This is a genomic window from Natronococcus occultus SP4 (assembly GCF_000328685.1).
Taxonomy (GTDB): Archaea; Halobacteriota; Halobacteria; order Halobacteriales; family Natrialbaceae; genus Natronococcus; species Natronococcus occultus.
The window spans coordinates 1,792,344-1,815,660 of the sequence record NC_019974.1 but is presented as its reverse complement, the minus strand read 5'-3'; the positions used below and the strand labels follow the sequence as shown (position 1 = coordinate 1,815,660).

Annotated in this window: 26 protein-coding genes and 1 tRNA gene; 14 read left to right on the top strand and 13 right to left on the bottom strand. The window is 65.8% G+C overall.

Annotation, left to right across the window (positions count from 1 at the left end):
* Positions 1 to 11: 11 nt before the first annotated feature.
* The 5 genes from NATOC_RS09015 to NATOC_RS08995 form a co-directional block, all read right to left on the bottom strand.
* Positions 12 to 650: an HAD family hydrolase gene (locus NATOC_RS09015; RefSeq protein WP_015321122.1), complete on the bottom strand. Its 639-nt coding sequence runs from the start codon at positions 648 to 650 to the stop codon at positions 12 to 14.
* 49 nt (positions 651 to 699) lie between these two features.
* The gene (locus tag NATOC_RS09010; protein ID WP_015321121.1) at positions 700 to 1,899 is read right to left on the bottom strand and encodes a M24 family metallopeptidase; all 1,200 of its coding nucleotides are present in this window, start codon (positions 1,897 to 1,899) and stop codon (positions 700 to 702) included.
* A gap of 113 nt (positions 1,900 to 2,012) precedes the next feature.
* Positions 2,013 to 2,624 (bottom strand): translation initiation factor IF-2 subunit beta, encoded by a 612-nt coding sequence (locus NATOC_RS09005; RefSeq protein WP_015321120.1) that lies wholly within the window; start codon positions 2,622 to 2,624, stop codon positions 2,013 to 2,015.
* Positions 2,625 to 2,691: 67 nt separating this feature from the next.
* A complete protein-coding gene (locus NATOC_RS09000; protein ID WP_015321119.1) occupies positions 2,692 to 3,078 on the bottom strand; it encodes a DUF5789 family protein in 387 nt (128 codons plus the stop codon).
* A 567-nt stretch (positions 3,079 to 3,645) separates the two neighbouring features.
* Positions 3,646 to 3,719: transfer RNA gene (locus NATOC_RS08995), tRNA-Tyr, on the bottom strand.
* 125 nt (positions 3,720 to 3,844) lie between these two features.
* Between NATOC_RS08995 and NATOC_RS08990 the strand changes: the two genes are divergently transcribed.
* From NATOC_RS08990 to ftsZ, 3 genes are all read left to right on the top strand, one after another.
* Entirely contained in the window at positions 3,845 to 4,363 is a 519-nt protein-coding gene (locus tag NATOC_RS08990; RefSeq protein WP_015321118.1) for a double zinc ribbon domain-containing protein, read from the top strand.
* A 199-nt stretch (positions 4,364 to 4,562) separates the two neighbouring features.
* Positions 4,563 to 4,742, top strand: coding sequence for a ribbon-helix-helix domain-containing protein (locus NATOC_RS08985; RefSeq protein ID WP_015321117.1), 180 nt, complete (start codon positions 4,563 to 4,565; stop codon positions 4,740 to 4,742).
* A 2-nt stretch (positions 4,743 to 4,744) separates the two neighbouring features.
* A complete protein-coding gene (gene ftsZ, locus NATOC_RS08980) occupies positions 4,745 to 5,917 on the top strand; it encodes a cell division protein FtsZ (RefSeq protein WP_015321116.1) in 1,173 nt (390 codons plus the stop codon).
* A gap of 329 nt (positions 5,918 to 6,246) precedes the next feature.
* On the opposite strand, the gene ncsA is transcribed toward ftsZ, so the two are convergent.
* Together ncsA and NATOC_RS08970 are read right to left on the bottom strand one after the other, a co-directional pair.
* Positions 6,247 to 7,212 carry a tRNA 2-thiolation protein NcsA gene (ncsA, locus tag NATOC_RS08975; protein ID WP_015321115.1) on the bottom strand — a complete coding sequence of 322 codons (966 nt, stop codon included), beginning with the start codon at positions 7,210 to 7,212 and terminating at the stop codon, positions 6,247 to 6,249.
* A 68-nt stretch (positions 7,213 to 7,280) separates the two neighbouring features.
* A complete protein-coding gene (locus tag NATOC_RS08970; RefSeq protein ID WP_015321114.1) occupies positions 7,281 to 8,000 on the bottom strand; it encodes an alpha/beta hydrolase in 720 nt (239 codons plus the stop codon).
* 162 nt (positions 8,001 to 8,162) lie between these two features.
* On the opposite strand from NATOC_RS08970, the gene NATOC_RS08965 reads away from it, so the two are divergent.
* The 3 genes from NATOC_RS08965 to NATOC_RS08955 all read left to right on the top strand — a co-directional run bounded on the left by NATOC_RS08965 (position 8,163) and on the right by NATOC_RS08955 (position 9,600).
* Positions 8,163 to 8,636 (top strand): DUF4442 domain-containing protein, encoded by a 474-nt coding sequence (locus NATOC_RS08965; RefSeq protein ID WP_015321113.1) that lies wholly within the window; start codon positions 8,163 to 8,165, stop codon positions 8,634 to 8,636.
* A 77-nt stretch (positions 8,637 to 8,713) separates the two neighbouring features.
* Complete coding sequence (locus NATOC_RS08960; RefSeq protein ID WP_015321112.1) at positions 8,714 to 9,364, top strand: DUF7095 family protein; 651 nt, start codon at positions 8,714 to 8,716, stop codon at positions 9,362 to 9,364.
* A gap of 47 nt (positions 9,365 to 9,411) precedes the next feature.
* Entirely contained in the window at positions 9,412 to 9,600 is a 189-nt protein-coding gene (locus NATOC_RS08955; RefSeq protein WP_015321111.1) for a hypothetical protein, read from the top strand.
* Between the two features lie 430 nt (positions 9,601 to 10,030).
* Here the strand turns inward: NATOC_RS08955 and NATOC_RS08950 are convergent, their stop codons facing one another.
* The 4 genes from NATOC_RS08950 to NATOC_RS08935 all read right to left on the bottom strand — a co-directional run bounded on the left by NATOC_RS08950 (position 10,031) and on the right by NATOC_RS08935 (position 13,676).
* Positions 10,031 to 10,837, bottom strand: a complete 807-nt coding sequence (locus NATOC_RS08950) for a class I SAM-dependent methyltransferase (RefSeq protein ID WP_015321110.1) — start codon at positions 10,835 to 10,837, stop codon at positions 10,031 to 10,033.
* Positions 10,838 to 10,900: 63 nt separating this feature from the next.
* A complete protein-coding gene (locus tag NATOC_RS08945; RefSeq protein ID WP_015321109.1) occupies positions 10,901 to 11,773 on the bottom strand; it encodes a deoxyribonuclease IV in 873 nt (290 codons plus the stop codon).
* A gap of 45 nt (positions 11,774 to 11,818) precedes the next feature.
* Positions 11,819 to 12,775: a M48 family metallopeptidase gene (locus tag NATOC_RS08940; protein ID WP_015321108.1), complete on the bottom strand. Its 957-nt coding sequence runs from the start codon at positions 12,773 to 12,775 to the stop codon at positions 11,819 to 11,821.
* Between the two features lie 64 nt (positions 12,776 to 12,839).
* A complete protein-coding gene (locus tag NATOC_RS08935; RefSeq protein ID WP_015321107.1) occupies positions 12,840 to 13,676 on the bottom strand; it encodes a lipoate--protein ligase family protein in 837 nt (278 codons plus the stop codon).
* 174 nt (positions 13,677 to 13,850) lie between these two features.
* Here NATOC_RS08935 and NATOC_RS08930 point away from each other — a divergent pair, with 174 nt between their 5' ends.
* From NATOC_RS08930 to NATOC_RS08890, 8 genes are all read left to right on the top strand, one after another.
* Positions 13,851 to 14,753, top strand: a complete 903-nt coding sequence (locus NATOC_RS08930; protein ID WP_015321106.1) for a serine/threonine-protein kinase RIO2 — start codon at positions 13,851 to 13,853, stop codon at positions 14,751 to 14,753.
* A 197-nt stretch (positions 14,754 to 14,950) separates the two neighbouring features.
* Entirely contained in the window at positions 14,951 to 15,487 is a 537-nt protein-coding gene (locus NATOC_RS08925) for a hypothetical protein (RefSeq protein WP_015321105.1), read from the top strand.
* A 137-nt stretch (positions 15,488 to 15,624) separates the two neighbouring features.
* Positions 15,625 to 16,773, top strand: coding sequence for a galactonate dehydratase (gene dgoD / locus NATOC_RS08920; RefSeq protein ID WP_015321104.1), 1,149 nt, complete (start codon positions 15,625 to 15,627; stop codon positions 16,771 to 16,773).
* A gap of 61 nt (positions 16,774 to 16,834) precedes the next feature.
* Positions 16,835 to 17,572, top strand: coding sequence for a sugar phosphate isomerase/epimerase family protein (locus NATOC_RS08915; protein WP_015321103.1), 738 nt, complete (start codon positions 16,835 to 16,837; stop codon positions 17,570 to 17,572).
* Positions 17,573 to 17,999: 427 nt separating this feature from the next.
* A complete protein-coding gene (locus NATOC_RS08905) occupies positions 18,000 to 18,194 on the top strand; it encodes a hypothetical protein (protein WP_049888711.1) in 195 nt (64 codons plus the stop codon).
* A gap of 243 nt (positions 18,195 to 18,437) precedes the next feature.
* A complete protein-coding gene (locus NATOC_RS08900) occupies positions 18,438 to 19,028 on the top strand; it encodes a 50S ribosomal protein L15e (RefSeq protein WP_015321101.1) in 591 nt (196 codons plus the stop codon).
* Positions 19,029 to 19,179: 151 nt separating this feature from the next.
* The gene (locus NATOC_RS08895) at positions 19,180 to 19,614 is read left to right on the top strand and encodes a universal stress protein (RefSeq protein WP_015321100.1); all 435 of its coding nucleotides are present in this window, start codon (positions 19,180 to 19,182) and stop codon (positions 19,612 to 19,614) included.
* A gap of 102 nt (positions 19,615 to 19,716) precedes the next feature.
* Positions 19,717 to 20,148, top strand: a complete 432-nt coding sequence (locus tag NATOC_RS08890; protein ID WP_015321099.1) for an arsenate-mycothiol transferase ArsC — start codon at positions 19,717 to 19,719, stop codon at positions 20,146 to 20,148.
* Here NATOC_RS08890 and NATOC_RS08885 read toward each other — a convergent pair.
* Both NATOC_RS08885 and thrS read right to left on the bottom strand, forming a co-directional pair.
* Positions 20,145 to 20,855: a phosphoribosyltransferase family protein gene (locus NATOC_RS08885; RefSeq protein ID WP_015321098.1), complete on the bottom strand. Its 711-nt coding sequence runs from the start codon at positions 20,853 to 20,855 to the stop codon at positions 20,145 to 20,147. The two genes, NATOC_RS08890 and NATOC_RS08885, sit on opposite strands and share 4 nt — an antisense overlap.
* A 324-nt stretch (positions 20,856 to 21,179) precedes the next feature.
* A complete protein-coding gene (gene thrS, locus NATOC_RS08880; protein WP_015321097.1) occupies positions 21,180 to 23,129 on the bottom strand; it encodes a threonine--tRNA ligase in 1,950 nt (649 codons plus the stop codon).
* Positions 23,130 to 23,317 lie beyond the last annotated feature (188 nt).

The following is a 23,317-nucleotide window of genomic DNA, read 5'->3' as shown; positions in this document are numbered from 1 at the left end:
CGTGTTCGCGGTCACGGCTCCGCACCTCCCTCGAGGGTCGCCAGCTTTTCGGGGACATCGGGGAGGGCGACGTCCTCGAGCAGGATCGCGGTGCCGCCGACGTCCTCGATCCCGCCGTCGGTTTGGGGGTCGTCGCCGACGTGGACCAGCTCCGTCGGCGAGACCCCGAGCTCGTCGGCCGTTAGTTCGAAGATCTCCGGTGCGGGCTTGCGCCAGCCGCAGGCGACACTGGTCACAGTCGCGTCGAACCCGTCCCGGTCGAGGTCGGCCCGGATGAGCGTCCGGGCGACGAGCTCGGGCACGCTACAGTTCGAGCAGATCGCCACGGGACCGCGGTTGCGTGCGGCCGCGACGGCCTCGCGCGCTCCCTCGCGGGTCTGGACCGCGGGGTCGAACGCCGCGACGACCGCGCGTCTGACGACGTTGTTCTCGAACTCGACGCCGCGGCTCGCGAGCGCGCGGCTGACGTGGGCCGGAAGCGGTACCTCCGCGTGCTCGGGGGGATCGACGTGCGGGCTCGCGTAGGCGTCGGCCCAGTCGGCGGGGACGTCGACGCCGCGGGACTCGAGTTCGTCGGCGACGGCCTCCGCTGGCGTCGCGGGCTGATCGACGTCGACGAGCGTGCCGAAGAGGTCGAACGAGACTGCCACGTTCGCGTAACTAGCACAAGCTGACTTTACTCTCGCGGTCGGCGGACGGCTACTCGAGTCCGACGATGTTCGACTCGAGGTCCCGCGGATAGTAGGTGAGCCACTCGATTCCCTCGTCAGTGACGGCGATCGTGTCCGAGTGGCGGTAGCCGTACGTGTCGGTGTAGAGCCCGGGCTCGATCGTCCAGACGTGGCCCGGTCGCATCACCGCGTCCTCGTCGTCGTAGCTCGTGTGCTCGCTTTCGCAGTGGTCGTCCCACCCCTCGTCGATGTAGGGCGGTTCGTGGCCCGCGAGGCCGATGTTGTGGCCGACGTGGTGCTGTGCGAGGTCGGCGACTCCCTGTTCCCGGAAGTACTCCTCGACGGCGCGGTCGACGTCGGCGATCGGAACCCTGGGACCGAGCGCGTCGATTGCGATCTCCTGGGCCTCTTTCATGAGCTCGAAGTAGTGGACCTGTTCGTCGCCTGGCTCGCCGACGAACATCGTCCGCTCGAGTTCGGCGTGGTAGCCGTCGACGTTCGCCGTCGCACCCGTCACGAGGACGTCACCGTCCTCCAGCCGTCGGTTCGCCGTGTGGCCGTGTGGAAGTCGGCTCTGCTCGCCGGTGATGTAGCCCGCCGTAACGGGGCCGGAGCCGCGGGTTCGGGGGACGTACCGGTCACCGAGCGTATCGAGCATCGCCCGTGAGGCGTCTGTCGTTGCTCGCTGGCTCACGGTCGCGGGATGGGCGCCGGGCTCGGTGTAGTCCGCGAGGTAGCGATGGCCGAGGTTCGCCCACCGCGCGGACTCCCGGATCAGCTCGATCTCCGCGTCGGATTTCTCCCAGCGTAGCCGTGACACCCAGTGCTGGCTGTCGACCTCGAAGAACTCGCTCAAGGCGGGACCCTGGTACCCCATCGTCCCCGGCGCGCCGTCGGCGTCGGCCGCGACCCGGTCGACCCCCAGCTCCTCGAGCGTTTCAACGACGGTCTTGATCGGGCGGCCGCCGGGGTAGTCCCGATAGTGAGCGATCCGATCGATCCGCGGGTTCTCCTCGACGCGCTCGACCTCGAGTCGCGGGACGGTGATCGCGATCCGCTCGTCGGTCACCGCGAGCGCGACCGGGCGTTCGGTCTGGATGTGGTCGAACCCGGTCAGGTACTCGATACTCGTCGCGCCGAACCAGAGGCCCGCGTCGGCGTCGGTCTCCGACAGCCGGGTGCGGATCTCGGCCAGCCGTCGCTCGAACTCCTCGGGAGGAACGTGCATACTACACCAAGGCGGGAGCGACGACAAAAACGTTCAGGCAAAACGTATCGGACGACTGCCAGACGTCGGCCCGGTCCCGGACGGGTGACCGGGATCGGGGACGACAGCCCGCCTCAGTCGAGTCGAGCGAACGCCAGGTTGCCGGAGATGTTCTTGATGTAGATGTCGACGACGTCGCCCTCCTCGGCCCCGGGGACGAAGATCGTGTAGTTGCCTCGCTCCGCGACGCCGTCGCCTTTCCGGCCCGTTCCGGTGATCTCGACGGTGTAGGTCTGGCCCTCCTCGACGGCGTCTTGTTGCTGTTGTTGCTGGCTGCTGGCCGAGCGCTTGGTCACGGGACGGAACGCACCGCAGGCGTCACAGCGCAACATCGGGGTGCGGTTCTCCCGGACCAGGCGGGTGTCGGGCAGGCCACACTCCGAACACAGCACGTACTCGTCGACGTAGGCGTCGACGGCCGCGCTGAAGTCCTGCGTGGAGAAGGTCCCGTTGTACCGGGCGCGGCCGCTCTCGAACTTGCCGCTTGTCCCCAGCTCGCGCTGGATGAATCGGTGGAGGTGTTCGTCCTCGCGCGAGAGGACGTCGGCGATATCGCCGAGGTTCGTAAACCGCGTAAACGCGCCGTCCTTCTGGGCGTTCGGGTCCGGGATCTCGAGACGGCTCTCGTCGCCGCCGATATCCGGGACCTCGTCCATCGCTCGGTCGAGACTCGACTCGTAATCCATACTCGAGTCCAGACGACGCTGACGTAAATCGGTTCTGCTCTCGGGGGCGCGCCGAGAAACGCCGTCCTCAGAGCGCGTCGCCGCCGCTTTCGCTGACCGACCCTTGACCCTGCTCGTCGAGCCCCTCCAGATCGCGCTCGGGATTTGCCTCCTCGACACCGCCGGCCTCGCCCGTCACTTCGCCGTAGACGGCCTCTCGGACCTCTTCGGGCGAGTCGTACTCCTCGCCGGCCAGCCGATCGAAGACGCTCCCGAGCGATTCGGTTTCGTTCGGCATGTCGATCGGCTCGGTGGCGTACTCGGTCGCCAGATCCTCGCTCGAAACGGGGTACTCGAGCGAGCCCAGATCCCGCTCGACCTCCTCGAGGATCGCCTCGGGGCCGTCGGCCCGCTCGGACTTTCGTTGCTCAGCTCGGTCCTGTGCGCGGTCGCGACTCGGTCCGTCCTCGCTCATAGCCGTCCGTAGAACGAGGCCGACCAAAAGCGGTCGGCCGGCGAGGGCGGGTCCGGAACGGGTGGACACCACCCCCGTTCGAGATCGGCGTTCCGGTCGCGAGACCGTGACCACCACCTACCCCGACGATAGTCCGACGGCTCGACAGATAAGCGATCCACATAAACAGTTCGGCTCCAGGAATCCCACCGTCGCCTCCTGCAGTCGGTCGGCTGCCCGCTCGCTTCGGCGTCGACCCATCAGTCTGTCTATCAATCACTGCTCCGAGAAGTTAGCCAGCCGAGCGAGTACGACGAACGCCAGCAGCGACGAACGGCGAAGCGGATCACCCGCATGCGAGGACGAACCGTTTCGGTCCCGACGTTCGAGTCCAGATCTGCTTCGCTGACGAGGACGGGGGACAAGTCGCTCTACAGCCGACTACGAATCGGCTCGATTGAACGTTTGCCTGCTTACGTTGTTCGCAGTAAAAGTCCGCCCTCCCCGATTTGAACGCTGTGAGACGTGCTCGCTGCGCTGTGCGCGACTCACAAGCTCAAATCGTGTCGATCGGATTTGTAAAACAAATCCGCCCTCCCCGATTTGAACGGGGGGCAAGTCGATCTACAGTCGACTGCTCTACCAGTCTGAGCTAAGGGCGGGCGTACCTCAACGTAGTTCCCGAGGACAACATAAGGGTTATCATTCGAAGCGATCGGGGTGCCGGTTGGCGGTTCCTCCACCAGATAATTGATATAGGTGGGATAACAACGGAGTACCCGAGAGGATGAGCAAGATCACGTTCCGTGCGGACGACGACCTCGTCGCCCGACTCGAGGAGCTCGAGGCCTCGAAGAGCGAGGTCATGCGCGAGGCCCTGCGGGCGTACCTCAAGGACGAGGCTCGTCCCAACGCGCCGGAACGGACCGGCGAGACGGCGATCGACGACCTCGTTCGCGAGCGCGTCGACGACCTCCTCACGGAACGGCTCGCCGAGCGTCGGACGCCCGCGGAGCGCGGGCAGGATCTCAACGTGACGATCTCGCTCGAGGACGCCCCGCGCGGTACCGACACGCACACACCGCCGGTGTCCGACAACGAGCCGACCGCGGAACGTGGGTCCGATCACAGCTGTGCCCAGTGTGGCGAGGACGTCGATCCCGATCACGTCTACTGCCCGAACTGCGGCGAGAAGACCGCTCGACGGCTGTTCTGTGACTGCGGGGACGAACTCCGCTCGGACTGGTCGTTCTGTCCGAGCTGTGGCCGTCGGACGCCAGCGGCCGACGTCCTCGAATCGTCATAAGGATTTGTGTAATACACAGACGCTCGTGTCGGACGAAAGTTTTAATATGTTCGACAGTCTCGCTATTAGTCGCGTAAGACGGTTGTCTTACACCGGCCGGCGAACGCCGGAAATCGCCCGATGTCGGGCGGCTCTGGTGTAAGACATCGTGCGTCTGACAGGGGCGCACACCGTCTTACCCCCAACGGGGAATACAACAATGGAGCGTGTGACACTGCGAATTCCGAAACAGCAGATCGAGGAGGTCGAACGACTGGTCGACTCGGGCGAGTTCCCGAACCGAAGCGAGGCGATTCGGTCGGCCGTCCGTGAGATGGTCAACGAACAGTCCGACGGCCGGACCGAACAGAACAGCAAACGCAACTGGGCCAAGGTGTAACGATGCAGGATATCGTTCAGGACGCCCTCGACAACGCCGAAGAGGAGGCCCGCGAGATGGAAGCCGACATGGACGGCGACGAGTTCGGGGAGCCCCGAATCGTCATCGTCGGCTGTGGCGGTGCCGGTAACAACACCATCAACCGGCTCTACAACATCGGCGTCGATGGCGCCGAGACCGTCGCGATCAACACGGACAAACAGCACCTGAAGATGATCGAGGCTGACACCAAGATCCTGGTAGGCAAGTCGCTTACCAACGGGCTTGGTGCCGGTGGCGATCCGTCGATGGGCGAACGCGCGACCGAGATGGCCCAGGGCACGATCAAGGAAGTGCTCGGCGACGCGGACCTCGTGTTCGTGACCGCCGGCATGGGCGGCGGGACCGGGACCGGTGCCGCACCCGTCGTCTCGAAGATCGCCAAAGAGCAGGGCGCGATCGTCGTCGGCATGGTCTCGACGCCGTTTAACGTCGAGCGCGCCCGCACGGTGAAAGCCGAGGAGGGCCTCGAGAAGCTTCGCAACGAGGCCGACTCGATCATCGTGCTGGACAACAACCGCCTGCTCGACTACGTCCCGAACCTCCCGATCGGCAAGGCGTTCTCGGTAATGGACCAGATCATCGCCGAAACCGTCAAAGGGATCTCGGAGACAATCACCCAGCCGTCGCTGATCAATCTGGACTACGCGGACATGTCCACGATCATGAACCAGGGCGGCGTCGCGGTGATGCTCGTCGGGGAGACCCAGGACAAGAACAAGACCGACGAGGTCGTCAAGGACGCGATGAACCACCCGCTGCTGGACGTCGACTACCGCGGCGCCTCCGGCGGGCTGGTCCACATCACCGGCGGCCCCGACCTCACGCTGAAGGAGGCCGAGGGGATCGCCGACAACATCACCGAGCGCCTCGAGGCCTCGGCGAACGTCATCTGGGGCGCCCGGATCCAGGAGAACTACAAGGGGAAGGTCCGAGTCATGGCGATCATGACCGGAGTTCAGAGCGCTCAGGTGCTGGGCCCGTCGACACAGAAGCAGGCCGATCGTTCCCGCGCCAGCATCGAGGGCGCCAGCGACGGCGACTTCGACGCGAGCAACAACGTCAAACACGGCGCGAAAAGCGACGGCGGCCGAAACGAACTCGAGCGCGAGAACGGCGTCGACGTCATCCGGTAGTCCGACACACCACAGCCGGACGACGCGGCGACGCGTGATCGCATCGGTCTGACACACCCCGGTGCGGTCGCAGGGACGGTCGACGCGATGCGGTGGCCGCGACGACACACCACCGCGACGATTGACACGACCGCGAACCCAGGGCCGGCCCGACACACCACACCTGCCGGTCCCGGGTACGGTTTTCCGAACAGTACAGAACCCGAGTGGCGACACCAATCGTGGACCCGACGGAATCGGTTCGAGGACGTAACTGACTGCGGTGAGTCCGTTTTCGGAACCCGATCGAGGACCGTCTTACCCAGGACGGGAGTCAGCCGCCGGACTCCTCAGGCCAGCGACTCGAGCAGCGAACACTTCCGACAGACCTCGCGAGTAGTGGTCGAACCACACTCGGCACACTCCCGCAGTTCGGGGCCGCCTTCGGCGTCGTCCTCGCGGTCGTCGGCGACGACGCCGGCCAGCTCTTCGTACCCCGAGAGGATCGAGTGACGGGTTCCGGGGTGGTTCTCCTCCAGGTCGTACAGCAGCTGCTGGATCTCGCCGCGGTAGGCCTCGCTGGCGTGGGGACACTCCGTGATGTGGGCGGGCAAGTCCTCGACGTGGGCGTACAGCGCGACCTCCTTCTCGGGGACGTCCCGCAGCGGTTTCGCCCGCGGGACGAACTCCTCCTGCTCGCCCCGTTCCGACAGCGGCCCCAGGCTCGCGTCGAAGTGTTTGGCCATCTGGGCGACGTCACCCTCGAGGAAGTTCATCAGCGCGGTCTGGGCCTCGTCGTCGAGATTGTGGCCCGTTAGCAGCAGATCCGCATCGAGCTCCTCGGCGTACGTCGAGAGCAGATCGCGCCGGAAGACACCACAGTAGGCACAGGCGGCCATGTTCTCGGGATCGTCCTCGACGACGTCGTCCATCCGGATCCCGAACTCCTCCTCGTAGCTGACCAGCTCGTGGCGGATCCCGAGCTCGTCGGCGAGTTCGACGCAGGCCTCAACCGACTCGTCCCGGTAGCCCTCGATCCCCTCGTGGATCGTCAGCCCGACGAGCTCGATACGAGGGTCCTCGGCGAACGTGTCGTGGAGGATCCGCGTGAGGACGACGCTGTCTTTCCCGCCCGAGAGCCCGATCACCCAGGTCAGCGGGTCCTCGGGCGTCGCGTCCTGCGGAACGAGGTCGTCCCGGCGCACTCGTCGGCGCACCCGCTTCTCGACCGACTCCCGGAAGTGGTGTTGACAGAGGTGTGCCCCCGAGTAGGCGGCATGCATGATCGCCTCCTCGTCACACCGGTTACAATCCATCGGCGGCAGTTACCGACGCGGGCGTATGTCGGTTTCGCCTCCGCGTCGTCCGCACCGCCCGAGACACGTCAGGCCGGGACCGTCTCCCTGGCTTCGACCGCCGCGGCGCCGTCCTCGAGGGCCTCGAGCAACAGCTCGACGTAGCGTTCGCGGCCCGGCGAGGAGAACAGCTCGTGGCCGCCGTTGTACAGCACGACGTGCTCGGCGGGGACCCGCTCGCCGATCGGCCGGAGGCTGATGACGGGGTCGGTCAGCGAACAGAAGACGACGGCGTCGTGATCGATCGTCAGCAGCTCGTCCTGAGCGTGACGGATCTCGCGGACGAACGCGGGCGAGACCCACTGCGGGATCGTCGCGAGCTGGTGGTCGGTCGCCTTCTCGCCGAGGGAGTTCCGGTTGAACTCGCCGGCAGGGAGACAGGGGAACGTCGTCGGCACCTGGGCGGCGACCTCCAGTAGCGACTCCGGGGAGCGCTCGCCGTACCCCCAGAACGGGCTCAGGTAGACGTGGTTGTCCGCGCCGTCCAGAGCCTGGCCGATGAGTGCGCCCGCGCTGTGACCGAGCAGCTGGTACTCCTCGAGATCGAGGACGTACTCCGCGATCGGCTCGAGCCAGTCAGCTTTGAAATCGTCGATGTTCGTCGGCAGCTCGAAGGCGTGGACCCGGTAGCCGGCGTCGGTCAGCTTCCCGATGAGCCAGCTGACGTTCTCGTGGGTCCAGCGGTTGCCCCAGCCCATGACGAAGACGAGCTCCTCGTCGCCGTCCTCGTTGAAGACGCGGTGTCGCATACGGATCCGTTCGTCGGACACCGACAAAAATCTGCGCTCTTGACACGACCCCGGCCTCGACCAGCGCGAGCGCCGGTCGACCAGTTGCGTGGCGGCGACAACGACCGAACACGGGACGCGCGTTTGCTAGCGGTTTTCACCCGGCGTCCTCGAAGCGGTGGTATGCTCGACGCGCTTCGCTCGCGACTCTACCGACTCGGATTCAACCTCTTTCCGGCCTACCGTCGGACGGGTGGTCGAGTCACGTACATCGCCCCCGACTGGCAGGAGGTGCGCGTGAAACTGCCGCTTTCCTGGCGCACGAGGAACTACGTCGGGACGACCTTCGGCGGTAGCATGTACGCCGCGGTTGATCCGTTCTACATGATGATGCTGCTGAAAAACCTCGGCGACGAGTACGTCGTCTGGGACAAGGAGGCCGAGATTCGGTTCAAGAAACCCGGACGGGAGACGCTGTACGCGCGGTGTGCGATCACCGACGAGGAGATCGCGGCGATCGAGGCCGAGCTGGCGACCGAGGGGACGAAGTCGGTCGACCGCCACTACACCGTCGACCTCGTCGACAGCGAGGGGATCGTTCACGCGACGGTTCGGAATACGGTGTACGTGACGACCGACGAGGCGAAGGCGGCCTGAGACGCCGAATCGGAGCCGGGACCGCTTCGGCCCCGAACTGAGAAACCGTTTTGCGACTCGAGAACCCACTGCGAGCTATGAGCGAGTTTTCCCGCGAGGACGCGGTCGACCGGCTGGAGACGCTGGTCGAGACCGTCGAGCGCGAGCGCACGCCCGTCCCGGTCCGGGAGATCTGGGCGTTCGGCGACATCGCGCTCGGGCTCGATCCCGTCGAACGGCTCGACGTCTACCTGACGAAAGACGTGTTGATGCGCGACGACAGTCAGTCGACGGACGTCGACGAGGAGTACGGGATCGACGGGGTCGGCCAGTCGGTCCGGGCCGACTGGGCCGCCGAGTATCCCGAGTATCTGCGCGCAAACGCGAACGGCCACGCCGCCCCCGAGAAGTGTCTGGCCGCCCAGCTGCTGGGCGAGGACGAACCGATCCACCTCGAGGTCTGTAACGCCGGCTTCGAGGACAACGTCACCCAGCGGCTCCGCGGCGCGAAACTCCGGGAGGACTACACCCAGCTGCTGGATCCCCGCGGAGTGTGTCTCTGGGTCGACGGCACGAAAAGCGAGGAGGCGTTTCGCAAGCTCCGGGAGAGCGACCTCGCCCTGCCGACGCTGTCGGCCGCTCTCGAGATGCTCGGAATGGAAGAAACGGAGGCCAGCGAGGCCGCCCGGGAGGTTCACGCCTGGCGCGAGCAACAGGAGGGCGTGACGGTGCGGGGCGACGTCGTCTGAACGCCGTCATACAAACGCTTTTGCCGCCTCCATCGGAGGGATTCGGTATGAACGCGTCGTCCTTCGGCCTCGACACCGCCCGTCTCGCGGTGTTCGCGAACGTCGCGCTCGTGCTTACGGGATCGGTGCTGGCACTGGTGAACGTTCTCGACCTCTGGACCGGGATCGTCGTGGTCTGTGTCGGACTGATCGGGATCTACGTCTCGCTGCTCGGCCGGGGTGAGGAGTCGGACTGACGAGGGGCCGCGAACCAACGGAGTCGAAACTGGCGCTGTGAACCGTTCGACAGGCGCGACTATCTGATTGGAGTAGACGGCAGAAGCCCGTCGTTCTCGCAGCGGCGCTACTCTCTCCGATCAGACTCGCTCGGCGATTCGTTCGACGGCTACGACCAGTCGGTACAGTAGGGCCAAAACGAATAGAACGACGAGCAGCGCGAATACGACACCGAGTTCAAATCCGAGCATGAACAAGGCACCTCCAGTGGAAAGTGCGAGTACGAGTAGTTCGTACGGATGTGTGTCTGTTCCTGGAGGGATCATACTGTATGACAGCCAACCATTTTGGTTAAATTCTTCGAATTGAATTTCACGGCAAATGTCTATTTCGGCGCAACAGTCAGTTACTCCCTCGTCCTCGGTGTACACGCTCCCTCTCCACCGTCGACTACTGCGGTCCGTTCACCCGGCCGACCGTCACGAAAAACGGGATCTCCTCGCTCCGACGGTAGCGCCGGTCCTCCATCTGTTCGATCACGTCCCGGCCCATCGCTCGCCACTCGCTGCGGAGGGCGTCGTACTCCTCGTCGTCCATCGCGCCCTCGAGCATCGTCTCCCGGTCGTCGGCCAGCCCCGCACCCGTCGCCTTCCGCTGGGCGATCGTCAGCGCCGCCTCGCCGTAGGGCGGCTCGATCGTCCGCTCGTGGTCGTACCGGCGCGTCTCGAGGACGTCAAGCCCCGCCTCGGAAAACGCCTCGCGGGCGTCGGCCCCGAGCGTGACGTCCGTTCCGATCCCCTCCAGGTAGGCCCGCCGCGCCCGGGATTCGAGGCGCTCCTCCGTCGGAACGCTCGAGTCGACCTCGACGGCACCGTTGTCGGGTTCGACGGCGGCGACGAGGTCGGTTGAGACGCGGGCGAACTCCGCGAGCGCGGCCGCGGGGTCGGGGAGGTTGATCAGCAGCGCCTGGCAGACGACGAGATCGAAGCTGTCGTCGGGGAAGGGAAGCCGGAGGGCGTCGCCAGCGATGACCGGAACGTGCTCGCCGGCGAACTCGAGGAGTTCGCGGTCGGCGTCACAGCCGACGACCTCGCCGGCTGACTCCGCCACGAGGACGCGGCTCAGCTCGCCGGTGCCACAGCCGACGTCGAGGACGCGCTCGCGGGAGTCGAGGGCGAGAGGGGCCAACGCCTGCCGAGAGTCGTCCCACATCCCCTCGCGGGTCCGCTCGAGGTAGGCTTCGGAGAACTCGCGCACGGTCTCTCGTAGTGCCAGCGAAAGGAAAAGCAGGTCGGTTCCGAGCGGCGTCGAGTCGAGCGTTTACGCCTCGTCGCGCAGTTCCTTCGTCTTCTCGATGTTCCAGGCGAACCCCTTCCCGTCCTCGGTGGGCGTCTCGAGGGCGAAGGGGAGCTCCCGCAGGTCGGGGTGGTTGACGATTGCGCGGATGCCGTCCTCGCCGATGTACCCCTCGCCGATGAGGGCGTGTTCGTCCTTGTGGGTGCCGACGTCGTGTTTCGAGTCGTTGAGGTGGATGTACTCGAGGTGTTCGAGGCCGACCTCGTCGTCGAACCGGGAGACGGTCTCGTCGACGGCCTCGGGGGTGGTGAGGTCGTTGCCCGCGACCAGCGTGTGGGCGGTGTCGATACAGATCCCGATCTCGGCCTCGGTGCGATCGATGATCCCCGCGAGATGTTCGAACTCGCCGCCCAGTTTCGTCCCGCTACCCGCGTCGGACTCGATGAGGATCTGGACGTCCTCGGGGACGTCGAGGTCGTCGATGACGCCCGCGGCGTTGTCGAGCCCGCCCTCGACGCCCGCTCCCGTATGCGCGCCCAGATGGACGTTTACGTACGGAACACCCAGCTTCTCTGCCGCGTCGAGTTCGGCCTGCATGCTCTCTTTGGACTTCCGGCGCAGGTCCTCCTTGGGCGTACAGAGGTTGACCAGGTACGAGGAGTGGATCACCCACGGCCCCTCGAGCAGTTCGTCGCTCTCCTCGCGAAAGCCCGTGGCGGCCTCGTCGCTGATCTCGGGCTGGGCCCAGACCTGCGGCGAGGTCGTGAAGATCTGCCCGCAGTTGCCGCCGAAGGCGCGCTGGCGGTGGACCGCGTTGCGGACGTCGTCGTAGGGGGGCGTTTCGTCGTCGGAGGAGACGCGCGAGCCGGAGATCGAGACGTGTGCGCCGACTTTCATGCTCGGCAGTCGGTCCCGGTTCGTGATAGGGGTAACGGACCGACGCTACGGGGTTCGGCGCTCGCGACTCAGCGAGCGAAGCGCCTCGAGTCGGGTTTCGAGGGATGGATGCGTCGCTCGGAGCCCGCCGACGTCCTCGTCGCCGAACGTCGGGAGGACGCTGATCGCGTTCGTCGATCGAGCGTGTGCGCGCAGGTCGGTCGTCGGTCGGGAACTGCGGCGGTCGCCCAGCCGTTCGAGTGCACTCGCGAGCGAGCCCGGATCGCCGGTCGCCGCGACGGCCGCGCGGTCGGCGGCGATCTCGCGACCCCGCGAGAAGACGCCGACGCCGATCAGCGCGACGGTCGCGAGCAGCCACTCGAGGGGCTCCCGTCCGTCCGTCGGCGCTTCGCCGCCGTCGTGGAGGAACTCGGCGGCGACCAGCGGAACGAGCAGCCAGGAGGTCAGTCGCAGATCGTCGTTGGCGAGGTGGGCGAACTCGTGGGCCAGGACGGCCACGACCTCGTCTCGCGGCAGCGTCCGGACGAGTCCCTTCGAGACGACGATGACGGGAGATTCCGTCCGTCGAACGCCGACGAGCGGATCGCTCGGTCGAGAGGTCGTGTACGCGAACGGCGCCGACGCCGGGTGTACTCTGACCTGGGGTTTCGGAACGCCGAACTGGGGCGCGAGCCGCGTGGCGTCGCCATCCAGGGCCCGCGTCTCTTCGGCGTCGATCGCCGTCACGGGAGCCGTCCCCTCGAGTAACAGTCGCCGCTCGTATCGAACGAGGTACCCGACGACGATCGCGAACGCTGGGAACGCGAGAACCGCGCTGACGGCGACACCCCACAGGAGCCGCCCCTCGAGCCAGCCGTCCGGCGCGACGAGTACCGGAACGGCGAGCAACGGCGCTGCCCCGGAGACCGCTACGACGACCGCGCTCGCCACCAGCACGGCACCGGTTACGCCGGCGCTGAGAAGCGCCCGTATCCCGAGTCCGACCGGCGACGTCAGACGCATACTGAAGAGTCAGATAGAGAGAATAATGGAGATTCCGGTCTTTCGGTTTGTGAATGGAACCGTCCTACTGCCCGTCGGCCTCGAGGACGTCCCGATCGCGAACCCAGGCGTCCGCGCCGTACTTCCGATCGGCGAGATCGCGGGCGGCCTCGAGTTCCGCGTCGCGCCACTCGCCGTCGGTCGCTCCACACCACTCCCGCAGCGAGTCGGCGACGGTCTCGACGGCGGTCTCGCGGTCGAGGCTCGTCTGCTCGCGGATACTGGTCACACGATCGACGAACGTATCGGCGGTGACGTCGCTGTCGAAGACGTCGACGTGGTGGTTGGGCTCGAGGTCGTACGACAGCGACCCGTGCTGGATCACGACGTCGCGCTGGCGGTACTGGGCGTTACCGCTGAGTTTTTTCGCGTCCGCGCCCGCGCTGGCCGGCGCGACCACGTCGTGGGCCGGGTTGATATCGCGCAGGTAACAGGAGGGGTAGTAGATCGACGCCTGTTCGGCGCCCGCGAAGTCGGCGTCGATCCCCATACGGTCGAACGCCTCGAGGATCGGCTCGCAAAACAGCGCGTAACAGTCCATCAGATCCCCGGGTACCTCCTCGGCGGGCGCGACGATCGTATAAGAGATGTCGGCATAGCGATCGTGGTAGATCCCGCCGCCGCCGGTCTGTCGGCGGGTGACGTCGATCCCCGCGCGTTCGCAGTACTCCCAGTTTACCGAATCGGCGTCCTGCCGGTAGCCCAGCGAGAGCGTGCCCGGCTCCCAGGAGTAGACCCGAACGGTCCGGAGGTCGTCCTCGATCGCCGTTCGTCCGGCGATCTCCTCGAGAGCCATCTGTGTCGCCCCGGCGCGGGGTTCGTCGTCGATCAGCCGCCAGTCGTGGTCGGCAAGCGCAGTCATGCACGAACGCAGGACGGCAAGCCGGAAAGCGATTCCGACGGAGCAGCGGTTTCGTATCGTCCACAGCGGTTTACTGGAAACGACGATAACGTCCTGTCGGCACGGATAGTGTCCGGATCGGCCCTCGTAACCGCTGTCACGACGTTTTTACGTGCCGAACGGGTAGTCCGGGCCATGGTGCGGAACGTCGCCGAGTTACTGCCGGAGCTCGAGGAAGAGGACTTCTATCTCCTCTCGGGCGTGGAGCAGGGAATGCGCTTCTCGGAGTGGGTTCAACGCGAGAAGCTCCCGAAGTTCGCCAATCTGACCGAGGAGGAGGTCGACTACCGCCTCGAGCGCTGTCTCAAGCGCGGGCTCGTCGAGAAGAAGACGATCCAGTACGAGGGGTACACCCTCCAGTTCGAGGGGTACGACGCGCTCGCGTTGCGGGCGCTCGTCGAGCGGGAGACGATCAGCGAGTTCGGCTCGCCGCTGGGAGTCGGCAAGGAAAGCGACGTCTACGAGGTTCGCTCCTACAAACCCCTGGCGCTGAAGTACCACCGCGAGGGGTACACGAACTTCCGAGCGGTCCACAAAGAACGGGACTACACCGCCGACAAGGACCACGTCTCCTGGATGTACACCGCTCGAAAGGCCGCCGAGCGCGAACACGGGATCCTCGAGGAGCTCTACCCGGACGTCGCCGTCCCCCGTCCGATCGATCAGAACCGGCACGCGATCGTGATGGAGAAGATGGACGGTGTCGAGCTCTCCCAGACGAAACTCGAGCCCGGACAGGTGGTGGGCGTCCTCGATCTGCTGGTCGGTGAGGTCGCCGGCGCCTACGAGGCGGGGTACGTTCACGCGGACATGAGCGAGTACAACGTCTTCGTCAACGAGGACGGCGTGAAAATCTTCGACTGGCCCCAGGCGGTCCCGACCGACCACGCGAACGCCGAGGAGTTCCTGGAGCGTGACCTCAAGAACCTGATCGGCTACTTCCGGCGCAAGTACCCCCAGCAGGTCCCCGACGAGCTTGCGAGCAACGAGCTAGCCGAATCGATCGCCGACGGCTCCTTCGATTCGATTCGCGCGTAGGCAACGGTTCTCGCCTACGGGGAAGTAGCGACAGCGACCTGGAGACGTGTCCCTCCCCCTCGTAAAGCATATCTCGATATACTGATTCGGTCGAGCGTCCTTCGGACCGGAGCCGACGCCTGGCGTTGCTGCAGAAATTCACGCGAGCGACACGATCACAGCCTTATTTTGTCGGAGGCGCGTAGTGGTATACTGTCATGGGAGAGAATGACAAACAAATAATCGACGGCGTCGGCCGCTGGGGTGGCGGGTTCACCGGCGGCCTGGCCGGCGGCATCGCGATGGGGCTGGTGCTTCACCTCGGCGGAAACCAGATCGAACTGCTCGGCGGACTCGCACCCCTTCCGGCCGCGGACGTCGGTGCCGGCTGGACGATGCACCTGCTGCTCAGCGTCCTGTTCGGGCTGACTTTCGCCGCGGTTATTTCGAGGCCGCGGATCCAGGACGTCGTCGAGACGTTCCGGGAGTACCTCATCGCGGGGATCGTCTTCGGAACGGTGCTCGGAATCGTCGCGGGCGGGCTCATCTTCCCGATCGCGATGACGCGAGCCGGAATCGGCGCGTTTCCCCTGCCGTTTCTGCCGATGCCGGGGATGGCGGCGGAGCTGTTCGCGGCGTTACTGTTCGCGATCGGCCACCTCGTCTACGGGCTCGTCCTCGGGGCGGTCTTCGCGACGATCAACGGTATCGCCCCCGACGTGATCCGCGGGCGGGTTCCAATCTCCGACCGATAGCCCGTCCGACTCCCTCGTACCGACGGTGTCTGATCGTCGAACCGCGGCATCCGATCGGCCGCGCGGTGACGGCCGCGCCGTCCGTCCCGCGTCGGAACGAAAACTGACGTGACTGTAGCCGGAACGGTCAGTCAACCGTGCGAATCACCGACTACGAACTGTTCGACGTCCCGCCGCGGTGGCTCTTTCTCAAGCTCACGACGAGCGACGGCACCGTCGGCTGGGGGGAACCGGTCGTCGAAGGTCGCGCGAAGACGGTTCGAACAGCGGTCGAGGAACTGCTCGAAAACTACCTGCTCGGCGAGGACCCGAGCGCGATCGAGGACCACTGGCAGGCGATGTACCGCGGGGGGTTCTACCGGGGCGGGCCGGTGCTCATGTCGGCTATCGCGGGCGTCGACCAGGCGCTGTGGGACATCAAGGGCAAACGGTTCGACGCTCCGGTGTACGAACTGCTCGGCGGGAAGGCTCGCGATCGTGTGCGGGTCTACCAGTGGATCGGCGGCGACCGCCCGCGGGACGTCGGCGACGCGGCCCGCGAGAAGGCCGAGGCGGGGTTCACCGCGCTCAAGATGAACGCCACCGCCGAGTTCCGCTCGGTCGACAACCCGCGGGCCGTCGAGGACGCGGTCGATCGGATCGCCGCGGTCCGGGAGGCCGTCGGCAGCGAGGTCGACATCGGTGTCGACTTCCACGGCCGGGTCTCGAAGCCGATGGCCCGTCGGCTCGCGAAGGCGCTGGAGCCGTACGATCCGATGTTCATCGAGGAGCCCGTGTTGCCCGAACACAACGACGCACTGCCGGACATCCGCGCCGCGACGACGACGCCGATCGCGACGGGCGAGCGGCTGTACTCCCGGTGGGACTTCAAGGAGGTCTTCGAGTCGAACGCGGTCGACGTGATCCAGCCCGACCTCTCCCATGCGGGCGGGATCACCGAGGTGAACAAGATCGCGTCGATGGCCGAAGCGTACGACGTCTCGCTGGCCCCGCACTGTCCGCTGGGACCGATCGCGCTGGCCTCGTGTCTCCAGATCGACGCCTGCTCGCCGAACGCCCTGATCCAGGAACAGAGCCTCGACATCCACTACAACGAGACCGCAGACGTGCTGGACTATCTGGCCGATCCATCGGTTTTCGAGTACCGCGACGGCTACGTCGAGCTCCCCGACGGCCCGGGCCTGGGGATCGAGATCGACAAGGACGTCGTCCGCGAGCGGGCCGGCGACGTCGACTGGCACAACCCGGTCTGGCGCCACGACGACGGCAGCGTCGCCGAGTGGTAGCCCGGCGCCGAATTCGTTCCGGACCGACAGTTCATTATTTCGGTAGCAAGTGAGATAACCCATGCCAAAGACCGCGATCAACCTCTACAGCGTTCGCGACCTCGAGGACTCGACGACGGAGGTCCTCGATCGGGTCGCCGACGCCGGCTACGACGGCGTCCAGTTCGCCGGCGGCTACTCACCGCTGTCCGACGACCCCGACGCAATCGCCGAGACCCTCGAGCGACGCGGTCTCGAGGTCGCACCGCCCCACGTCGGGATCGAACGTCTCGAGGGCGACCGCGACGCCGTCCGCGAGGCCTACGCGCCGCTCGGAATCGACGGCGTCGTCGTCCCCTGGCTCGATCCCGACCAGTTCGAATCCGCGACGGCCGTCGCCGAGACCGCGGCGCGGCTCGACGAGCTGGCCGACGTCCTCGCCGAGGACGACTGGGAGCTGTACTACCACAACCACGACCACGAGTACGCCGATCTCGGCGAGGAGACGGCGTTCGAGCGCCTCCTCGCGGAGAGCGACGTCGGGATCGAGCTCGACGTCGGCTGGGTGCTCGCGGCCGGCGACGATCCCGCCGAACGCCTGCGCGGGCTCGAGGGGCGGATCCGGACGGTCCACCTGAAGGGGATGCGCGTCGACGGCGAGCCCGAGTTCGCCGAAATCGGCGAGGGCGACGTCGACGTGCGGGCCTGCGCCGAGGCCGCCGCGGACGCCGGCACGGAATGGCTCGTCTACGAACACGACGATCCGAGCGATCCCGCCGCCTCGCTCGAACGCGGAGCCGCCGTCCTCGCGGAGCTGTAGGCGTCGTTCGACGGGTCCGCGGCCGAGACGCGTTTCGCCTTCTCAGGGCTGGTCGAGTTCCCGTCGTTTCGGCGGCGAGCACCCGATTCACTTCGGGCGGTCGTTCCGCGGTAGAAACCTTTCATCAGTTACTAGCTGTTTATTTTTCCGAACGGCCGTCCAGTTTGTCCGGGATCCGGCTCCCCTCCTGACAACGCCTGAACAGCGGGGCCGCGGCCCAGAGGGAACGTTGCACAACAAAAACCAGCCGCCGGTCGTCGATCTGCGGATCGCTCCGGACGAACGCGATACCCGAGGCGAACGGTCCACGGTGCTCCGGAAGCGCAGTCCCTTTCGACCGAACGTCGCGATAGACAACCATTGCCACAGTGAAACAGTGATAGTGGGTCTCATAACTAACTGGATCGAAGGTATGTGTCCAGTTGGCATGAGCGAGACACCACTCGAGTATCAACGGGACGTACTCGAGACCGTCGTCGACGAGGCGGTCAGCGAGGGGATGACGTCGGAGGACGAGGCCGAGCAGCTGCGGAATCGGGTCGAGTCGCTCGAATCGATGCAGTCGGTCGATCGGCTCTGGGACGACCTCTCACAGGAGTACGAGCTGCTCGAGCCGGCCTGACGGCCCGAGACCGCGGGGAGCCGACGATCACACGCGGAGCCGCCGCGGTACCGAGAGCGACCGCTCGAGCGTCAGCGTCGTCGCGGTTCGAAGCGTTTATACTCGGTAGCTGGGTAGATAGGGACGACTCGCTGGGTCGCGGGCGCCGGCGGGCACCTGTACGGCATCGACGCCCACAGGTCGGGATGTGATCCGCGGGACCGACCCGCTGGGTTGAACCAGGAAACGCCCGCAGTGATCACGATGGCAAAGAGTTTCTACTCGCACATCAAGGACGCGTGGAAAGACCCCGACGACGGCAAGCTCGGTGAACTGCAGTGGCAGCGCAAACAGGAGTGGCGCAACCAGGGCGCGATCGAGCGGATCGAGCGCCCCACCCGCCTCGACAAGGCCCGAGAGCTCGGTTACAAGGCCAAGCAGGGCATTGTCGTTACTCGCGTCTCCGTTCGTAAGGGGACGGCCCGAAAACAGCGACACAAGGCTGGCCGCCGTACCAAGCGCCAGGGTGTCAACCGGATCGGCCGGCGGAAAAACATCCAGCGCATCGGCGAGGAGCGCGTCTCCCGAAAGTACCCCAACCTGCGGGTGCTCAACAGCTACTGGGTCGGCGAGGACGGCTCCCAGAAGTGGTTCGAAGTGATCCTCGTGGATCCGAACCACCCCGCGATCGAGAACGACGACGATCTCAACTGGATCTGTGACGACGCCCACACGAACCGTGCGTTCCGTGGTCTCACGAACGCCGGCAAGGACAACCGCGGGCTGAACAACCGCGGCAAGGGCGCCGAGAAGGTCCGACCGTCCAACACGGGCGGCCGGGGCCGCGCGAAGTAACGACGTCACGATCCCGATTTCTTCGATTCGCAACTCCGATAGCTGCAGCTCCGGGGGCGACGAGATCGCCCGACTGCTCGAGGTCGAAACCGCTCTCCGGCGTGATCGTTCGTGGGGTGTACTTAACTGGGATGATACCGTATCCCGGTGCATGGCGAAGCGAATTCTCGTCCCGATCGACGACTCGGACCGCTCGACGCAGGCACTCGAGTTCGCACTCGAGGAACATCCCGAAGCGTCGGTGACGGCACTCCACGTCCTCGATCCGGGCGACTTCTACGCGGCGACAGGGATCGAGGGCGGGGCGATGGCCAACTACGACGAGATTCAGGACCACCACGAGACCCGAGCCGAGAACATCCTCGAGGACGCGGCCGAACACGCGAGCCAGCTCGGCGCCACCATCGAAACCGACAAGATCGTCGGCGGGATCTCCCGATCGATCGTCGACTACGCCGAGGACAACGACTTCGACCAGATCGTCGTCGGAAGCCACGGGCGGACCGGTGCCAGTCGCATTCTTCTGGGCAGCGTCGCCGAGACCATCGCCAGACGCTCCCCGGTTCCGGTGACGATCGTCCGCTGAGACACGCGGTGTTCGGGACCAGCCACCACGACGCCGTACGGCTACAGTTCTCACACGAGCCGACGGACGAACCGTTAGGTGCCGCGACCGCCGGTCGTAGGTATGGAACGCGACCCGACCCGCATCGCGATGGTCTGTGTCCAAAACGCCGGCCGGAGCCAGATGGCGACGGCCTTCGCCGAGCGCGAACGCGAGGCCCGCGAGCTCGAGGACGCCGTCGAGATCGTCTCGGGTGGGACCCATCCCGCGTCCTCGGTTCACAACGTCGTCGTGGAGGCAATGGCCGAGAAGGGGGTCGACCTCTCGGACCGGACGCCCAGAGCGATCTCCGACTCGGAGCTCGAGGGCAGTGACTACGTCGCAACGATGGGGTGTTCGACCCTCGAACTCGACGCCGACACGGACGTTCGCGACTGGAATCTCGAGGATCCACACGGGCAGGAGCTCGAGCGGGTCCGCAAGATCCGCGAGAACGTCCGGGAACGCGTCGAGGCACTGTTCGACGAGTTGGAGGCCGAGCGAAACGAGTATTAGACGGAAACCAGCGAGCCGATCGGCGCATCGGTCCGATCGCGGGCGCGCTCGATCCCGTCGTCGCCGGCCGCGATGAGCGCGAAGACGCCGGCGACGTCGGCGTCGGCGGTTTCAACGATATCGAGCAGCAGCTCCTGGGTCTCGCCCGACCGGATGAGGTCGTCGACGACCAGCACCGACTCGCCCTCGTCGATCGCCGCGGCCGGCAGATAGTAGGTGAGCTCGATCCCCGACTGGAGCCGCTCGCGGGCCTCGATGAACTCCTCGACGGCGGTTTCTTTGGTCTTTTTCGCGTAGGCACAGCGGGTGCCGTAGTAGCTCGCCAGCGCGCTGGCGAGCGTGATCCCGTCGGTCGCGGCGGTCAGGACGACGTCGGGACGGTCGAACTCGAAGGCGTTGGCAACGACGGGCGCGGCGAGATCGAGAAACGGCTGGTCGAACACCGTCGCCGTGTTATCGACGTACCCCTCGTCGTCGACGCTGATTCGGGCGTCGAGCTCGTCGGCCAGCGCCTCGCGACCGAGTTCGTCGACGACCTCGCGGGCGCGTTCGGTACCGGGCAGGACGTGGCCGTTGACGTACCGATTGAGGTCGCCGGCTGGAAGCCCCGTCTCGGCGGCGAGTTCGTCGTAGGTTCGCGTCTCCTTCAACATCCGCAGAACGTCGACCGCCCGGAGCTGCAGGGCGGCCTTCTCGGCGCGGTTCATACAGATATGCACGATGCTGCAAGTATGGGTATTTCGATCTCTCCGGCCGTGTGTGTCCATCACGAACATGGGTTTCGAGAACGGAGATGATCGTTCACCAGCTGCGCCGCGAGTCGGCCGTATCACTGTCCCAGCTGCTGCATCACTCGAGCCTGGGCCTTCTGCAGTAGCCGCGACGCCGTACTCGAGGAGTACGACCGCGACGCCGAGCGAGTACCCCGGTTCGTCGGCGTAGAAGCCGTACGAGCGTTCGCGTCGAACTGACCGGGTTCGTCGGCGTAGAAGCCGTACGAGCGTTCGCGTCGAACTGACCGGGCTCTCGGCTCAGCCCTGCAGGAAGTCCGGTTCGGAACGCTTCTCCGCGCGCTCGGCCTCGAGGTGGTCGCGGAAGGCGTCGATCTCGACGTCGTACTCCTGGTCCTCGAAGCGATCCCGCACCGAGATGTTCTCGTTTTCTTCCTCGTCGTCGCCGACGATGATCTGGTACGGAACCCGATCGTCGTGGGCCGCGCGGATCTTCCGCTCCAGGGTGGAGTCGCGGTCGTCGACCTCGACGCGGAAGCCGTCGAACTCGTTTGCGACTCGGTGGGCGTACCCCAGGTTGTCGTCGGAGATCGGCAGCACGCGGACCTGCTCGGGCGCGAGCCACAGCGGGAACCGGCCCTCGAAATGCTCGATGAGCATCATGAAGAACCGTTCGTAGCTGCCGTACAGCGCCCGGTGGATCATCACCGGCTGGTGCTGTTCGTTGTCCTCGCCGACGTAGTCCAGATCGAACCGCTCGGGCATGTTGAAATCGAGCTGGACCGTCGGGCCGTCCCAGGAGCGCCCGATCGCGTCCTCGAACGCGAAGTCGATCTTCGGCCCGTAGAAGGCGCCGTCACCCTCCTCGATCTCGTACTCGTGGGCGCGGGCCTCGAGGACGTCCTCGAGCTGGCTCTCGGCGCGCTCCCAGATCTCGTCGCTGCCGACGGACTTCTCGGGTTTCGTCGCCAGCGCCATCTCGTAGTCGAGGTCGAACGTCTCGAGGACTTCCGTGATCATGTCCATGATCTCCTCGACCTCGCTGCGGATCTGGTCGGGGCGGATGAAGAGGTGGCCGTCGTCGATCGTAAACGCCCAGACTCGCGACAGTCCCGACAGCTCGCCGCGCTGTTCTTTGCGGTACACTTTGCCGTTCTCCGCGTAGCGGATCGGCAGATCGCGGTACGACCAGGACTGGTCCTGGAAGATGGCGGCGTGGCCCGGACAGTTCATCGGCTTCAGCCCGAACTCGTCGTCGCCGACGTCGAAGATGAACATGTCGTCGGCGTAGTTCTCGTAGTGGCCCGAGCGGTGCCAGAGATCCGTCTTGAACACGTGGGGCGTCTCGACGTAGTCGTAGCCCGCGTCCCGGTTAAGCTGCTCGACGAAGTCCTCGAGTTCCTTCAGAACCGTCTTCCCGGCGGGGTGATACAGCGGCAGTCCGGGGCCGGTGACGTCCTGGATCGAGAAGAGGTTCATCTCCGAGCCGATCCGGCGGTGGTCCCGTTTCTCGGCTTCCTCCTTGCGCTCGAGGAACTCCTCGAGGTCGCTCTCGCTCTCGAAGGCGGTGCCGTAGATCCGGGTCTGCATCGGGTTCTCCTCGTCGCCGCGCCAGTAGGCGCCCGCGATCTCGAGGAGCTTGACGACGCCGATCTCGCCCGTCGAGTCGACGTGGGGACCCGCACAGAGGTCCTCCCACTCACCCTGCCTGTAGAACGACACCTGGTCGTTCTCGTCGGCGAACTCCTCGAGCAGCTCGAGCTTGTAGGGCTCGTCCTCGAGGCGCCGTTCGGCCTCCTCGATCGAGACGTCCTCGCGCTCGATCTCGTAGTCTTCGGCGACGATCTCCTCGATCTCGCGCTCGAGCTCCGCGAGGTCGTCCTCGTCGACGTCGAGGTTATCGAAGTCATAATAGAAGCCCTCGTCGGTCGGCGGGCCGATCGCGAGCTTGACCTTCTCGGGGTCGTACAGTCGCTCGACGGCCTGAGCGAGACAGTGCGAGGCCGAGTGGCGCATCACGCGCAGGTACTCCTCGGACTGGTCCGTGACGATCTCGAGTTCGGCACCGTCGTAGACGGCTGCTTCCTTGGCGACGAGTTCGCCATCGAGCTTGCCGGCGGCGGTGTCGCTTCCGAGTCCGGGACCGATCTCGTAGGCGCAGTCCTCGACCGTCGCGTCGGACTCGACCTCGAGCTCCGATCCGTCTGGCAGTACGACCGCTATCCGTTCCTGTGAATCTGATTCTGACATGGCTGTAATCGGTTTGGGAACTTCGGTGAGAAGTTCGGACGGGCGTCCGCGCACGCCGCTCGCTGGCGGATCGCGTCCGACACAGCGAACGGTAGGTGGTGGTTAGAAGCGGGCGAGAGCCCCTGTAAAGCGGACACCTACCATCGTGGCTACGAGTTGTCTCGAGCGGGATAAAAGCGTTGTGATGG

Coding starts and splice junctions, on each gene's coding strand:
- NATOC_RS08985 (WP_015321117.1), top strand. CDS start 4,563: ATGGAGCGTGTGACACTGCGAATTCCGAAACAGCAGATCGAGGAGGTC.
- NATOC_RS08940 (WP_015321108.1), bottom strand. CDS start 12,775: ATGCGTCTGACGTCGCCGGTCGGACTCGGGATACGGGCGCTTCTCAGC.
- NATOC_RS08960 (WP_015321112.1), top strand. CDS start 8,714: ATGAGCGAGTTTTCCCGCGAGGACGCGGTCGACCGGCTGGAGACGCTG.
- NATOC_RS08945 (WP_015321109.1), bottom strand. CDS start 11,773: ATGAAAGTCGGCGCACACGTCTCGATCTCCGGCTCGCGCGTCTCCTCC.
- NATOC_RS08930 (WP_015321106.1), top strand. CDS start 13,851: ATGGTGCGGAACGTCGCCGAGTTACTGCCGGAGCTCGAGGAAGAGGAC.
- ncsA (WP_015321115.1), bottom strand. CDS start 7,212: ATGGATTGTAACCGGTGTGACGAGGAGGCGATCATGCATGCCGCCTAC.
- NATOC_RS08935 (WP_015321107.1), bottom strand. CDS start 13,676: ATGACTGCGCTTGCCGACCACGACTGGCGGCTGATCGACGACGAACCC.
- NATOC_RS08925 (WP_015321105.1), top strand. CDS start 14,951: ATGGGAGAGAATGACAAACAAATAATCGACGGCGTCGGCCGCTGGGGT.
- ftsZ (WP_015321116.1), top strand. CDS start 4,745: ATGCAGGATATCGTTCAGGACGCCCTCGACAACGCCGAAGAGGAGGCC.
- NATOC_RS09005 (WP_015321120.1), bottom strand. CDS start 2,624: ATGGATTACGAGTCGAGTCTCGACCGAGCGATGGACGAGGTCCCGGAT.
- NATOC_RS09000 (WP_015321119.1), bottom strand. CDS start 3,078: ATGAGCGAGGACGGACCGAGTCGCGACCGCGCACAGGACCGAGCTGAG.
- NATOC_RS08955 (WP_015321111.1), top strand. CDS start 9,412: ATGAACGCGTCGTCCTTCGGCCTCGACACCGCCCGTCTCGCGGTGTTC.
- NATOC_RS08990 (WP_015321118.1), top strand. CDS start 3,845: ATGAGCAAGATCACGTTCCGTGCGGACGACGACCTCGTCGCCCGACTC.
- NATOC_RS08915 (WP_015321103.1), top strand. CDS start 16,835: ATGCCAAAGACCGCGATCAACCTCTACAGCGTTCGCGACCTCGAGGAC.
- NATOC_RS08900 (WP_015321101.1), top strand. CDS start 18,438: ATGGCAAAGAGTTTCTACTCGCACATCAAGGACGCGTGGAAAGACCCC.
- NATOC_RS08965 (WP_015321113.1), top strand. CDS start 8,163: ATGCTCGACGCGCTTCGCTCGCGACTCTACCGACTCGGATTCAACCTC.
- thrS (WP_015321097.1), bottom strand. CDS start 23,129: ATGTCAGAATCAGATTCACAGGAACGGATAGCGGTCGTACTGCCAGAC.
- NATOC_RS08885 (WP_015321098.1), bottom strand. CDS start 20,855: ATGAACCGCGCCGAGAAGGCCGCCCTGCAGCTCCGGGCGGTCGACGTT.
- NATOC_RS09010 (WP_015321121.1), bottom strand. CDS start 1,899: ATGCACGTTCCTCCCGAGGAGTTCGAGCGACGGCTGGCCGAGATCCGC.
- NATOC_RS08895 (WP_015321100.1), top strand. CDS start 19,180: ATGGCGAAGCGAATTCTCGTCCCGATCGACGACTCGGACCGCTCGACG.
- NATOC_RS08970 (WP_015321114.1), bottom strand. CDS start 8,000: ATGCGACACCGCGTCTTCAACGAGGACGGCGACGAGGAGCTCGTCTTC.
- NATOC_RS08890 (WP_015321099.1), top strand. CDS start 19,717: ATGGAACGCGACCCGACCCGCATCGCGATGGTCTGTGTCCAAAACGCC.
- NATOC_RS08905 (WP_049888711.1), top strand. CDS start 18,000: ATGAGCGAGACACCACTCGAGTATCAACGGGACGTACTCGAGACCGTC.